Annotated in this window: 12 protein-coding genes; 8 read left to right on the top strand and 4 right to left on the bottom strand. The window is 55.2% G+C overall.

Translation table 11 applies throughout. The features are described 5' to 3' along the window. Positions 1-76 precede the first annotated feature (76 nt). From fabA to fabI, 3 genes are read left to right on the top strand one after another with little or no spacing between them, the layout of a single operon-like run. Entirely contained in the window at positions 77-583 is a 507-nt protein-coding gene (fabA, locus tag ACFQ14_RS13405; RefSeq protein WP_377213262.1) for a 3-hydroxyacyl-[acyl-carrier-protein] dehydratase FabA, read from the top strand. Between the two features lie 56 nt (positions 584-639). After that, the gene (gene fabB, locus ACFQ14_RS13400; protein ID WP_377213261.1) at positions 640-1,857 is read left to right on the top strand and encodes a beta-ketoacyl-ACP synthase I; all 1,218 of its coding nucleotides are present in this window, start codon (positions 640-642) and stop codon (positions 1,855-1,857) included. Positions 1,858-1,874: 17 nt separating this feature from the next. After that, positions 1,875-2,705: an enoyl-ACP reductase FabI gene (gene fabI / locus ACFQ14_RS13395; RefSeq protein WP_377213260.1), complete on the top strand. Its 831-nt coding sequence runs from the start codon at positions 1,875-1,877 to the stop codon at positions 2,703-2,705. Here fabI and ACFQ14_RS13390 read toward each other — a convergent pair. The 4 genes from ACFQ14_RS13390 to ACFQ14_RS13375 form a co-directional block, all read right to left on the bottom strand. Next, positions 2,702-4,129: an NAD-dependent succinate-semialdehyde dehydrogenase gene (locus ACFQ14_RS13390; RefSeq protein ID WP_377213259.1), complete on the bottom strand. Its 1,428-nt coding sequence runs from the start codon at positions 4,127-4,129 to the stop codon at positions 2,702-2,704. The genes fabI and ACFQ14_RS13390 overlap by 4 nt on opposite strands. 75 nt (positions 4,130-4,204) lie before the next feature. Next, complete coding sequence (locus ACFQ14_RS13385) at positions 4,205-5,095, bottom strand: alpha/beta fold hydrolase (protein ID WP_377213258.1); 891 nt, start codon at positions 5,093-5,095, stop codon at positions 4,205-4,207. Positions 5,096-5,110: 15 nt separating this feature from the next. Next, positions 5,111-5,761: a polyhydroxyalkanoate synthesis repressor PhaR gene (gene phaR / locus ACFQ14_RS13380; RefSeq protein WP_377213292.1), complete on the bottom strand. Its 651-nt coding sequence runs from the start codon at positions 5,759-5,761 to the stop codon at positions 5,111-5,113. Between the two features lie 232 nt (positions 5,762-5,993). Beyond that, positions 5,994-6,377, bottom strand: coding sequence for a phasin family protein (locus tag ACFQ14_RS13375; protein ID WP_377213257.1), 384 nt, complete (start codon positions 6,375-6,377; stop codon positions 5,994-5,996). A gap of 482 nt (positions 6,378-6,859) precedes the next feature. On the opposite strand from ACFQ14_RS13375, the gene ACFQ14_RS13370 reads away from it, so the two are divergent. From ACFQ14_RS13370 to ACFQ14_RS13350, 5 genes are read left to right on the top strand one after another with little or no spacing between them, the layout of a single operon-like run. Continuing rightward, on the top strand, positions 6,860-8,515 hold the full coding sequence (locus tag ACFQ14_RS13370) for an acetolactate synthase large subunit (protein WP_377213256.1): 1,656 nt from the start codon (positions 6,860-6,862) through the stop codon (positions 8,513-8,515). Between the two features lie 5 nt (positions 8,516-8,520). Next, positions 8,521-9,675, top strand: coding sequence for an iron-containing alcohol dehydrogenase (locus ACFQ14_RS13365; protein ID WP_377213255.1), 1,155 nt, complete (start codon positions 8,521-8,523; stop codon positions 9,673-9,675). Positions 9,676-9,699: 24 nt separating this feature from the next. Then, a complete protein-coding gene (locus ACFQ14_RS13360; RefSeq protein WP_377213254.1) occupies positions 9,700-10,512 on the top strand; it encodes a poly(R)-hydroxyalkanoic acid synthase subunit PhaE in 813 nt (270 codons plus the stop codon). A 1-nt stretch (position 10,513) separates the two neighbouring features. Next, entirely contained in the window at positions 10,514-11,698 is a 1,185-nt protein-coding gene (locus ACFQ14_RS13355; protein WP_377213253.1) for an alpha/beta fold hydrolase, read from the top strand. Between the two features lie 38 nt (positions 11,699-11,736). Continuing rightward, positions 11,737-13,674, top strand: coding sequence for an acyl CoA:acetate/3-ketoacid CoA transferase (locus tag ACFQ14_RS13350; protein WP_377213252.1), 1,938 nt, complete (start codon positions 11,737-11,739; stop codon positions 13,672-13,674). Positions 13,675-13,775: the final 101 nt, after the last annotated feature.

Here is a 13,775-nt window from a genome sequence, read left to right as displayed (position 1 = left end):
CGACAACTCACTTGCGCGCCCGCGCATCACTTTATATCCGCGTGGGCCGACTCATTTCAGGGGCATGAATATTCAAATGGCCGAACAGAAATCCAGCTACGACTACGAGGAAATTCTCACCTGCTCGCGCGGCGAGATGTTTGGCCCCGGCAACGCCCAATTGCCCCTGCCGCCTATGTTGATGTTCGACAAGATCACAGCCATTTCCGAAACGGGTGGTGCGAAGGACAAGGGCCATATCCGCGCCCAGTTCACAATTCATCCGGACCTATGGTTCTTCCCATGTCATTTCCAGGGCGATCCGGTTATGCCCGGTTGCTTGGGCCTCGACGCCCTTTGGCAATTGACGGGCTTCTATCTTGGTTGGCTCGGTGAACCGGGCAAAGGCCGCGCCATTTCAACCGGTGAGGTGAAATTTACCGGAATGGTGACGCCTGAAACCAAACTCGTGGAATATGAAATTGATTTCAAACGCGTCATGCGCGGCAAGTTGGTGCTCGGTATAGCTGATGGCATTGTAAGGGCTGATGGCGAACAGGTATTTCAGGCAAGCGACCTGCGCGTCGCCCTCTTCACGTCCTGATTGCGCTTTAAGCGCAAATTCAAATTACAGATTTTCTTCCAGGAAAGAGATTTCAGATGAAAAGAGTTGTGGTCACGGGCATGGGGATCGTTTCCTCCATCGGGAACAACAGCAATGAGGTGCTCGCTTCACTGCGCGAGGCGAAGTCTGGCATTAAGGCCGCCCCTCAGTTTGCCGAGCACAATTTTCGCTCGCAGGTCGGCGGCGTACCAGATCTTGATCCGTTTGAAATTCTCGACCGCCGCACGGCGCGCTTTATGTCCCAAGGAACCGCATGGAACTATATCGCCATGGAACAGGCGATCCGCGATGCCGGTCTTGAAGACACGGAAGTCGACAACCCACGCACGGGCATCATTATGGGTTCGGGCGGCCCTTCCACGCGCACAATCGTGGAAGCCGCTCAAAAGACAATCGACACCGGCTCTCCCAAACGCATTGGGCCGCTCGCCGTCCCCAAGGCGATGTCTTCGACAGCGTCCGCTGTGCTCGCGACGCAGTTCAAAATCAAAGGCGTCAACTACTCCATTTCGTCAGCGTGCGCGACGTCCAACCACTGCATCGGCAACGCCTATGAGACGATCCAAGTCGGTAAGCAGGACATTATCTTTGCTGGTGGTTCGGAAGACTTCGATTGGACAATGTCCAACCTGTTTGACGCAATGGGGGCCATGTCGTCGAAATACAACGACACGCCCGCAACAGCTTCACGCGCCTTCTCGGTAGACCGCGACGGCTTTGTCATCGCTGGCGGCGCAGGCGTTCTGGTCCTGGAAGAGCTGGAACACGCCAAGGCCCGTGGTGCGAAAATCTATGGCGAGATCGTCGGCTACGGCGCAACGTCGGACGGCTACGATCAAGTTGCACCATCAGGCGAAGGCGCGATCCGCTGCATGCAACAGGCGCTGGCGACCGTTGACGGCGAAGTGGACTATATCAACCCGCACGCGACCTCCACCGGCGTGGGCGATGCGAAGGAAATCGAGGGGCTTCGCGCCGTGTTTGGTGAGAAGTGCCCGCCATTCTCTGCCACTAAATCGCTAACAGGCCACTCGCTCGGTGCGACTGGAGTGCAGGAGGCAATCTACTCATTGCTGATGATGCAAAACAATTTCATCTGCGAAAGCGCTCACATAACCGAAATTGATCCAGACTTTGCCGACATGCCTATCGTGCGCGAACGCATCGACAACGCGAAAATCGACACCGTCCTTTCAAATTCCTTCGGGTTTGGCGGCACCAACGCATCGCTGGTTTTCCAGCGTCACGCGTAGGAACGGGAGCTGCACCAATGAGCGAATTGAAATCAAATCTGATGGCCGGAAAGCGCGGCCTCATCATGGGCGTAGCCAACGATCATTCCATCGCATGGGGTATAGCCAGAACACTGGCCGCCCACGGCGCAGAACTCGCATTCACCTATCAAGGTGACGCGTTTGGCAAACGCGTGAAGCCGCTGGCTGAAAGCGTTGGCGCCAAACACTTGCTACCCTGCGATGTGGAAGACATAGCCTCTGTTGATGCGGTGTTCGATACTCTGCGCGACGATTGGGGCAGCATCGACTTTTTCGTCCACGCCATCGGCTTTTCAGACCGTAGCGAATTGAAAGGCAAATACGCAGACACAAGCCGCGAGAATTTTTCCCGCACCATGTTGATCTCGTGCTTTTCCTTCACTGAAACGGCCAAACGCGCCGCCGAACTGATGACCAACGGCGGCTCTATGATCACGCTCACCTATGGCGGCTCAACCCGCGTCATGCCGAACTACAACGTCATGGGCGTGGCCAAAGCGGCATTGGAAGCATCCGTGCGCTATCTGGCCACCGATTACGGTCCGGACAACATTCGCGTCAATGCGATTTCCGCTGGCCCTGTCCGCACATTGGCGGGCGCTGGCGTGGCCGATGCGCGTCAGATGTACAATTACCAAAAGCGCAACGCACCGTTGCGCCGCACCGTCTCGCTGGACGAGATCGGTGGCGCGGCGCTCTACATGTTGTCTGACCTTGGGTCAGGTGTGACCGGCGATGTGCATTTCGTGGATTCCGGCTATTCGACCATTTCCATGCCGCGCTTAGAGGAATTGCGCGTGTTGGAAGCGGACCCGTCGATTAGCTAGATACCGCTCATCAGCATATATTTCAGCTCGGTGAATTCATCGATGCCGTGGCGCGAACCTTCGCGCCCGGTGCCGGATTCTTTCACACCGCCAAACGGCGCGACTTCGGTTGATAGAATACCCGAGTTGATGGACACCATGCCGTATTCCAGCGCTTCAGCGACCCGCCAGATCCGGCCGATGTCTCGGGAATAGAAATAGGATGCGAGGCCGAACTCGGTCGCATTCGCCATTTCCACGGCGTCTTCGTCTTTTTCAAACTTGTAGAGCGGTGCTACTGGGCCAAAAATTTCGTCGCGTGTGACGGCCATTGCGGTGGTTACGTCCGTCAAAACAGTCGGCTGGAAGAACCGGCCGCCGAGTTGATGGCGACCGCCACCAGTTGCCACGCTTGCACCCTTATCGAGCGCGTCTTTGACCAGCCCCTCAACCTTTTGCACTGCGGCATCGTTGATAAGCGGGCCTTGGGTTACGCCTTCTTCGGCGCCGGGACCAACCACCATTTTGTTGACTTCGGCGGTAAGCTTCTCTGCAAACTCATCGTATACACCCGCCTGCACATAGATGCGGTTTGCGCACACGCAGGTCTGCCCGGCATTGCGGAACTTGGAAGCCATAGCGCCCTGCACAGCGGCATCAATATCGGCGTCATCGAACACGATAAACGGCGCGTTGCCGCCCAATTCCAGACCCATTTGCTTTACGGTATCCGCACATTGCTTGATGAGCAGCTTGCCGATGGGAGTGGAGCCGGTGAATGTTAGCGCTCGCACATCGTCGCTCGCACACAACGCATTGCCTATGGCGACCGCATCACCAGAAATGACATTCAACACACCGGCGGGCAATCCCGCTTCCTGTGCAAGCGAAGCCAAGGCAAAAGCTGTCAGCGGAGTGTCAGGCGCTGGTTTGACCACAGCAGTACAGCCCGCAGCAAAAGCTGGAGCCACCTTGCGGGTGATCATTGCTGCCGGAAAGTTCCACGGCGTAATCGCGGCCACGACACCAATCGGCTCTCGCAGCACGATGATGCGTCCGTCTTTGAACGGGCTTGGGATCGTTTCTCCGTAAATGCGCTTGGCTTCTTCGGCGTAAAACTCAACGAACGATGCGGCATAGAGGATTTCGCCTTTTGCCTCCGTCAGCGGCTTGCCTTGTTCTTCTGTCAAAATGGCAGCCAGTTCGTCGGCATTTTCCACGATCAGATCAAACCAACGACGCAAAATTGCCGAGCGTTCTTTCGCCAGCGAGCGGCTCCAAGTCTTGAACGCCTTGCTCGCCGCCGCGATGGCACGCACGGTCTCTTCCCCACCCATGTGGGGAACGTGTGCGATCTCTTCACCAGAGGCTGGGTTCAAAACGGGGGTTTCGCCCTTGCCTATCCATTCGCCGTCAATAAGGCACTGGGTTCTGCGGATTTCCATAATGATTTGCCTTTGTGGTCTGTCGGTTTTCGGTGAGCCAGCACGCGGATGCTGCGGGTCTATAAAATTGAATGCTTAGTTTTCTTTCAGCCAATCAGCGATCACCTGAACCTGTTCGTCATTGCGCAGGGTGGGCGTGTGGCCGGTATCTTCGAACTCAACAAGCGTTGTTTGTGGCCCGCCCTCCAACATTCTCTGGGCGGTATCTTCTGATAGAAAACTGGAATCCTTGCCGCGCAAAACCAGAACCGGGCAGGTTATACGCTCCCACGTTTCCCACATATCGACGTTGAAAAACGAAATAGAATCACGGAACGCATCGCCCACGCGGTTGTCGACCTTCAAGCGCCACTTGCCGGTTTTCGTGCGTCGGCTAGCATAGCGCGCCATCTGCACCCAGTCGTCGTCGCTCATAGGCGCGAATTCTCTGTAGATCCCGCGCAGATAGGTTTCGATGTCTTTCTGGGTATCGAATTCGTCAGAACGCCCGATATATTCTGCAATCGACATCAGCGCGTCGCGAGAGACCTCTGGGCCAATGTCGTTGACGACCAACCGGCGGATGGGTGATTGCGCCACCGACGCCAGCACCATGCCAATAATGCCACCCATCGACGTGCCGATCCAGTTGACCTCTGTCACGCCAAGGCGCGCGATCAGCGCATTCATATCCGCGTTGTATTGGAGGTAATTGTAGCCCTCTGCCGAATCGAGGTGATCGCTGTCGCCGCGTCCCACTACGTCCGGGCAGACGACGCGATAGTCCTTGCACATCTCGTGGGCGAAATAGTCGAAATCGTGTGCGTTGCGCGTCAGACCGTGGACACAAAACAGCGTTTCCTGCGTGTTGAACTTCGCCGGATCGCCCCATTCAAGATAGTTGATTCGATGAAAGCCGTGAAAGCCAAGACCGAGATGGTAATGCTTTGAGTAGGCCTTGGGAGGCTGTTTTATACGATGTGGCATAAATGAATGAGGTTTCTAGCTGAGGGATTTCAGACGGTTTTGCAGGGCGTCGATCTTGTTCTGTATTTCTTCAAGTTCGGCTTCCCGCTCATCCCTCTGGGAGCCGTCGGCGGTTGATGTTTTTGTGGGCGCGGTGTCGTCTAGCTTGTCCCTGCGCTTTGATCCAGTGCCAGAAAGCGCGCCAAACATGTCCCATGACTTTTTAAACAATTCCATGTTCTGACGTGCCATGTTTTGGCTGAATTCCATCATCATGCGCGTGTTGCGGCCCACCACATCGCCCATGGCCTCCGACATACGGGCACGTTCTGAGACGAACAATTCCATGGATTGTGTCAGATAGTCCGGAACCATCGCGCCGTAGGTATCGCCATACATGGCGATCAGCTGCTTTTGCAGTTCCAGCGGAAAATGGTGGTTTCCCTGGCTGGTTTCCTGCTCGAAAATGATCTGATTGAGAATTTCGCGGGTGATATCGTCGCCCGTCTTGGTGTCGTGGATAACGAAGGGAATGTCATCGCGGATTAGCTGCACAAGATCATCAAGCACGATGTAAGCGCTGGTGGAGGTGTTATAGAGCCGTCGATTGGGGTACTTTTTAATGAGTATAGTGCCCTCAGCCACCGCAGGCTCGGATCTGGTCGATTTTTTGGTCGCTTTCGCCATTGTCAAGCCTTTCTCCCTGCTGCGTTGCACCATTGTTTCGCACTATAGTCACTCAAAGCGCCAAATTGAAACCTGTTTGTTGCATTGCACAAGCTGGAATACGCCGAAAATCCATTAAAGGTTAAGCCATGGCGAAATGCGGACACAAAAAAGCCGCCAGCCCGGGAGGAGGAGGGGCTGGCGGCTCAAATACCTGCCGGAAGAGTGGCAGGACAACTTAAGGCGTTAAGCCTTAGAAGTTGATTGCGAAACCTTTGGAGAACGCCAGACGACCAGCTTCACCAGTTTCTTTCATCACTTTGCCGGACATTTCAGCGACGGCCTTCGTTTGGTCCATAACGCGCTCTGTTGAAGAAGCAGCGTTGGTCATGGCAACCTTGTAGAAATCAGCGACATCGTTGGTTTTGTTGAGGGCTTTCATGCCGTCAAACGCAGAAGCGACGTTGGAAACGTAGTTGTCGTACATTTTCTTGCCGATAGCTTCCATGCCTTTGAACATGGCGGCATTGTATTCGATCATGCTTTCAAATGCCTTCTCGGAGCTAGCGATCTGGGAAGTTGCAAACTCTTGGCTTTTTTCGAAAACTTCTTTGGCTTCAGTGGTTTTGGTCGACATAGTCTTCGTCCTTTGGTGGTGCCCCTGCGTGAACCGATCAGGGCGGGATGCAATGGGTTTGTTGGCAATTCTCTTGCGCAACATACCAAACGAATATCATGTGATATTGTGCAATGCAACAAAAATGTTGCGCTGCAATATATTTTGGCCTAATTTCGCCATGATTGGCTCGCCATTGGCTGCCTTTATGGCAATGAAAACATTGGTTCTTTGGGCGTTTTGCTTCAGATGCATAGCTCCCTTGCAACCAAGTCGATGTTCTGGGATTGTTATGTGTGTAAGCACGGACATGCTGTTCGGGTGGAATTCCAAAATTGGGGGCGCCTCAGCTAACCGAAAATAGGATTCTCATTCACCCGCTCACGCCCGAGCGGTGCCAGAGTGCTGATTGTTCATAAGTTCATCGCGCCAAAGCGTTCGTCGCTGCAACGCTATAAAGTTCGTCCGCCTGCAAAGGCCGGAAAAGAGGGAATACAAATTTAATGTCAAATAAGATGACCGCCGCCCAGCTGTTGGTGAAGTGCCTCGAAGCTGAGGGTGTGGAATACATTTTCGGTATTCCCGGTGAAGAGAATTTGGGCGTTATGGACGCTCTGCTGGATAGCAAAATTGAATTCGTCATCACCCGCCACGAGCAGGCTGCTGCATTCATGGCAGACGTCTATGGCCGCCTGACAGGCCGCGCCGGTGTCTGTATGTCGACGCTGGGCCCAGGGGCTACAAACTTGGTGACTGGCGTTGCCGACGGCAATATGGACCGCGCCCCGCTCGTCGCTATTGCGGGGCAGGGTGCAACAACGCGGATGCACAAGGAGAGCCATCAGGTTCTTGATCTGGTCAATCTGTTCGACCCCATCACCAAATACTCAGTGCAAATCCGTGAGCCGGAAATCGTGCCAGAAATTGTCCGTAAGGCGTTCAAATTTGCCCAGGCCGAAAAGCCGGGCGCTGCGTTCATCGACTTTCCAGAAAACGTGGCTGACATGGAAGTTGAGGAAATGCCGCCCTTGCGCGTGCAGTCGCCGCTCACGCCTGTCGCGGCCATCGGCAAGTGCAAACAGGTCGCCGAACTCATCGACGCCGCTTCTAACCCGATCATCATTGCGGGCAACGGCGTCATCCGCGCCGGTGCGTCAGACGCGCTGGTCGCCTTTGCGGAAGAGTTGAACCTGCCTGTGGCAACCACCTTCATGGCCAAAGGCACGCTCCCATCTTCCCATCCGTTGAGCCTTGGGACAGTCGGGCTCAAAGCCCACGATCTGGTTGCCTTCGGCATCGACGAGGCTGACCTCATTATCTGCGTCGGCTACGATATGGTGGAATATGATCCGGCTCACTGGAACCCCAAAGGCACTAAAAAGATCATTCACGTAGATGCGTCCCCAGCAGAGGTGGACACAAACTACATCGTCGAGGCCGGTGTTATCGGTGATCTAAGCAATTCCATGCAGCGCATCGCCGCCCGCTGCGAGCGCACAGCCAACAGCCCGATGAAGAAGCTGCGCGAGCGTATTCGTGTTGAACTCAACAAGCACGCTGACGACACTGGCTATCCGGTCAAACCGCAAAAGATCATTTCAGATCTGCGCAAGGTGATGAACCCGGAGGACATCGTGATCTCCGACGTCGGCGCACACAAAATGTGGATGGCGCGGATGTTCCAGGCCGAGCGTCCCAACACTTGCATAATCTCTAACGGTTTCGCGTCGATGGGCATCGCTTTGCCCGGCGCGATTGCCGCCAAATTGATTTACCCCGAGCGCAACATTTTAGCGGTGTGCGGCGACTCGGGCTTCATGATGAACAACCAAGAGGTCGAGACGGCCGTTCGTCTTGGCCTGAACATTACTGTTATTATCTTCAACGACAACAAATACGGCCTTATCGAATGGCACCAGATGCGCGAATACGGTCGCAAGTCACACATTGATGTAACCAACCCAGACTTCGTTAAATTCGCAGAGAGTTTCGGCGCACACGGCTATAAGGTCGAAAGCGCGGAGGAATTGGAAGGCATTTTGACCACTGCCATGAACGATGGCGGCGTCTCGATTATCGATTGCCCAATCGACTATTCAGAAAACATGAAGCTAACGACGCGTCTCAAAGATATGACGTCGTACGAACAGGAAGACTAAGCCCCATGCACGCATTTCAGTTTCAGACCACTAAATCCATTCTCTGCGAAGTTGGCGCAACCGCCAAAATCGGCGAGTTGATGGCGGCTATGGGCTGCAAAAAGGTGGCGTTCGTTACCGATAAGATGATTTTGGAACTCGGCTTGGCTCAGGCTTCGCTAGACGGGCTGAAATCCGCCGGCGTCGGCGTTCACATCATCGACGATGTAGTGGCCGACCCACCGGAAGCGATGATCTTGAAAGCCGTTGAAGAAGCGAAAGCCGAAGGCATCGACGGGGTTGTTTCGGTCGGTGGCGGCTCTTCGCTGGATACCGCCAAGCTGATCGCCGTCCTGGTTGGTTCTGATCAACCAATTGAAGAAATGTATGGGGTTGGCCTCGTCAAAGGCGGCCGCTTGCCAATGGTGCTGGCGCCAACAACTGCTGGCACAGGTTCGGAAGTAACCCCGATCTCTATTGTCACGACTGGCACAAACGAGAAAAAGGGCGTTGTCTCGCCCCAGCTTCTGCCCGATTGGGCCATTCTCGATGCTGAACTGACAGTGGGCTTGCCCGCCGCTGTGACAGCGGCCACCGGCATTGACGCGATGGTGCACGCCATCGAGGCCTACACTTCCAAGCACAAGAAAAACATCGTCTCGGACACGCTCGCCCGTCAGGCGCTCGATCTACTGGGCGCGAACATTCACACCGCCTGCACCAATGGTGGTGACCGCGATGCGCGTTCCAACATGCTGCTCGGCTCCATGCTGGCGGGCATGGCGTTTGCCAATGCGCCGGTTGCTGCCGTTCACGCGCTGGCTTATCCGCTGGGCGGTCATTTCCACGTGCCGCACGGCCTGTCGAACGCGCTGGTTTTGCCCTACGTGCTGGACTTCAACATGAGCGAAGCGGCTGAACAATATGCCGAAATCGGTCCTATTATCTTCCCTGAACTGGCCGGCAAGTCTGCCGCCGCCATCGGCGAAGGCATGGTCGAAGGCTTCAAGGCGATGGGCCCGAAACTGGGTATGCAAAGCAAGCTCGCGGAAGTGGGCGTGAACCACAACCACCTGCCGATGCTGGCTGAAGACGCGATGAAACAGACGCGCCTGCTGGTCAACAACCCCCGCGAAATGACCTACGAAGCCGCGCTCGATATCTACACCCAAGCGCTGTAAGGCGAAAATCCGAGGGAGCCGATCATGGCGAAGAACGACAATGGTTTCGAGCAAATGATGGATATCTGGCAGGAAGGGCAAAGCGCCTTTTTCAAAGCCCAGAAAGAAGTCATGGACGGCTTCCAGAAGTCGCTTGGCGATATGGGCGGGGCCATGAACAGCGGGTTGGGCAGTGGTATGCCGTTCAACACGGCTGAGCCGCTGGCTGCGTGGCAGAGCTTCATCAAATCGTGGGCGCCCCAATGGGATGCTAGTGCCATGATGGGGCAAATGGGCAAGGCCGACATGTTCACCAAAGGCCGCGATCAATTCATGGCAATGCTGGACCCTGCCAATTGGACCGCTTATGCGCCAGAACAATTGCGCACGATCCTCGAAAGCATTGCTGAAGGCCCGAAATTCGCCGACCTGGCAACGCCTCACATCGACGCCGCCGAAGCGTGGCGCGAAACGCTGGATTATCAGCAGGCCGCCGCGAATATGGCCAAAGTGCTGCAGGAAGCCTGGGGTCGCACCTACGAGACCTACGCGAAGGACTACTCGCTGGAAGATCTGCAGTCTGGCAAAGTGCAGGAAGCGCTTGATGCGTGGCTGGCAGCTGCCAATGCAGAACTGTTGGAGACACAGCGGAGCAAGGAATTCATGGAAGCGCAGCGCGGCATGTTGCGTGCGTCGATGGAAATCAAAGCCCGCCAAAAAGACATGGCTGAAGCATGGAGCGAGGCTTACCAAATCCCCACCCGCACAGAAGTTGATGATCTGACCAAGATTGTCCACGAATTGCGCCGCGAAGTGCGCAAGTTGAAGCGTGAAGTGTCTGCCAAGGTGGGCAAATAACATGATGCCCATCAAGCGCAACGCTAGCGGCGAGCCCATAAATGCCGCCGAAGCAGCAGGCGAAGCGTGGATGCTGGCTTGGCAACAGATGATGGATGCCGGTGCCAAAGCGCTAAAATCCAATGCGTTCCTCACAGAGACCCGCGAGTCCGAAGTTGCTATCGCGGAGACACCTGCAGACGTCGTGTTCCAAATCGACAAGGTGCGCGTGCTGCGCTATCGCCCGTTGGCCGAGCAGCGCAAGGATGTGCCGCCGATCCTCATTTGCTACGGCCTGTTTGGCCGCCAAACGATGATTGATCTGCAAGAAGATCGTTCGCTTGTGCGTAACATGCTTATGGCTGGCTTGGATGTGTATGTCGTCGATTGGGGCAACCCGACCCGCGCCGACCAATTCCTGAATTTCGATGATTACATCGATCTCTATCTGGGCTCCGCCGTGGAGCATCTGGTAGAAGCCAACGGTGGTCAGCCGATCACTCTTTTTGGTATATGCGAAGGCGGCACATTCGCCGCCGCACTTGTTGCCATGCGGCCAGAACTGTTTTCGGGCCTTGCGCTCGCCATCACGCCGATTGATTTCAAAGGCGAGCCGGATGAATTTTGGCGTGGCGAAGGCTTTTTGAACTCATGGATATCAAACCTGCGCGAAGACGATATCGAATTGCTGATTGACACTTACGGCATGCTGCCAGGTCCGATAACGGGAGCCGTTTTTTCATCGCTCACTCCGATCAATTCAATGACGAAATACAATATCGGCCTGACCAATCTGGAAGGCGACGAAGCCGCGATGTTGAACTTTTTGCGTATGGAAAAGTGGATCGCTGACCGACCAGACCATCCTGGTGAGGCTGCCAAGCAGTGGCTCAATGAATTGTATCGCGAGAACCGTTTGGTCGAAGGAACGTTCGAAATCTCCGGCGAGCGCATTGATCTAAGCCGGATCAATTGTCCGGTTCTGAACATCTACGCCTTGCAAGACCACATAATTCCGGTTTCCTGCTCCAAAGCCTTGGGTAAATTTGTGGCGTCAGAACTCTACGAAGAAATCGGCTTTCCAGGTGGCCATGTTGGCGTGTTCGTCAGTCGCAAGGCGCAAGGCGTTGTGGCTGGTGGCCTGGTCGAATGGATCGACCGCGCTGTCGGCGGCGGTAAGGGCAAGAAAAGCAAAAAGAAGAATTAGCTGCGCGACCGGTGCAGCGGCGTCTGGGAGGACACATAATGGTCGACAAAGTTGTGCGTCTGGAGGATGCGATTGCCACCATTGACGATGGTGACACGGTTTGTGTCTCTGGATTTGTCGGCATCGGCACGCCGGAAGGTTTGGTGCGTGGCCTGCAAGACCGTTTTCTTGCTCACGCTGCCCCGAAGGACATTTCACTGCTCTTCGCCGCCGCGCCCGGAGACGGCAAGGACCGTGGCCTTAACCGCCTTGCGATTCCGGGTCTCGTGAAGCGCGCCATTGGAGGCCACTGGTCGCTTGTGCCAAAACTTGGCGCTATGGCGATGAACAACGAAATTGAGGCTTACAATCTTCCGCTCGGCTGCATCTCGCAGCTTTACCGCGACATCGGCGCGGGCAAGCCTGGCATGTTCTCCAAGGTCGGCTTGCACACTTTCGTTGACCCTCGCCAATCTGGTGGCGCGATCAACGATTGCACGACCAAGCCGCTCGTCGAGTTGATGGAGCTGGCGGGAGAGGAATGGCTGTTCTACCACGCCGTTCCCGTCGACGTAGCGCTGATCCGCGGCACAACAGCTGACCGCCACGGCAACATCACCATGGAGCGTGAGGCACTGACGCTCGACATGTTGCCGATTGCAATTGCGGCGAAGAACTCCGGCGGCCTCGTTATCGCGCAGGTGGAGCGCATCGCAGCCAATGGTTCGCTCGATCCCAAACAAGTCATCGTGCCGGGCAATCTCGTCGATTGCGTTGTGGTCGCGGAACGTGATGAACACCATCAGACCTATAAGACGCCATATGAACACGCTTTTACCGGCCGCATGAAGGCGGATGTCGGCCAGCCTGTTCCGATGGACTTGACCGAGCGCAAGATCATCGCCCGCCGCGCTGCGATGGAACTTCCAGTAAACGGCGTTGTCAATCTGGGCATCGGAATGCCCGAAGGCGTTTCTGCGGTCGCCAACGAAGAAGGCGTAATCGACAACATCACGCTCACCACGGAGGCAGGTGTGCTCGGCGGCGTTCCGCAGTCGGGGTTGGATTTCGGCGCAGCCATCAACGCCAACGCGATCATCCAGACCAACCAGCAGTTTGATTTCTACGACGGTGGCGGCCTTGATCTGGCCTGCCTCGGCATGGCGGAGACAGATGCTACTGGCAACGTCAACGTCAGTCGCTTCAAAGACCGTTTCGCAGGTGCTGGCGGTTTCATCAACATTTCGCAAAACGCTCGCAAGGTTGTCTTTGTTGGCACGTTTACCGCTGGAGGTCTGAAAGTCGCGATCAACGATGGCAAAATGTCCATCGCTCAGGAAGGCCGCAGCAGGAAGTTCATCAACCAGGTGGAACAAATCACCTTCAACGGCGCCTATGCCGCCAGCCAAGGCAAAGAGGTGCTCTACGTTACCGAGCGTTGCGTCTTCAAGCTGGGCGAAAGCGGGCAGGAATTGATCGAAGTCGCTCCTGGAATCGATATCGAAAAAGACATTCTAGGTCAGATGGACTTCAAGCCCGTTATCAATGATGTGAAAGAAATGGATCCTAGCATCTTGGGTGAAGCGCCCATGAAATTGCGCACGCGGCTATTGGCCATCCCCAATAGCGACCGCCTGTTTCATGACAAGCAACAGAACATCGTTTTCGTCAATCTGAGCGGCCTTACAATTGAGACAGAAGAAGACGTTAGAATTTTTGAGCACGATATGAACAGTTTCTTCCAGCAGATCGGACAGAAGGTAAATTTGGTGTCGAACTATGATGGCATTTCCATCTCGCCAAAAATGGCGGCCAAATTTGCCAACGTCTTGGGGCAGTTGGAATACGATTATTACCTCACCGCTACGCGCTATACGACAAGCGCGTTCCTGCGCCAGAAGCTCGGGCAAGATCTGAAAAACCGCTCAATCTCGCCCCACATCTTTGAGACGCGGCAGGAAGCAGCTGCCTACATCGCGGCCAACCGTTCAGACTGATTTCAAAGAGACTTCGTTGGAACAGTAGGTGCGGCCATTCGCCAAGGGTTTAGCTGATAGCGTTTGTGCATAATCTACTACCAAGCGTCAGCGATACCCTT

The organism is Pseudahrensia aquimaris, from assembly GCF_042676045.1.
GTDB classification, from domain to species: Bacteria; Pseudomonadota; Alphaproteobacteria; order Rhizobiales; family Rhizobiaceae; genus Pseudahrensia; species Pseudahrensia aquimaris.
The sequence above is the reverse complement of the archived record's forward strand: the minus strand, read 5'-3'. Positions and strand labels throughout refer to the sequence as shown.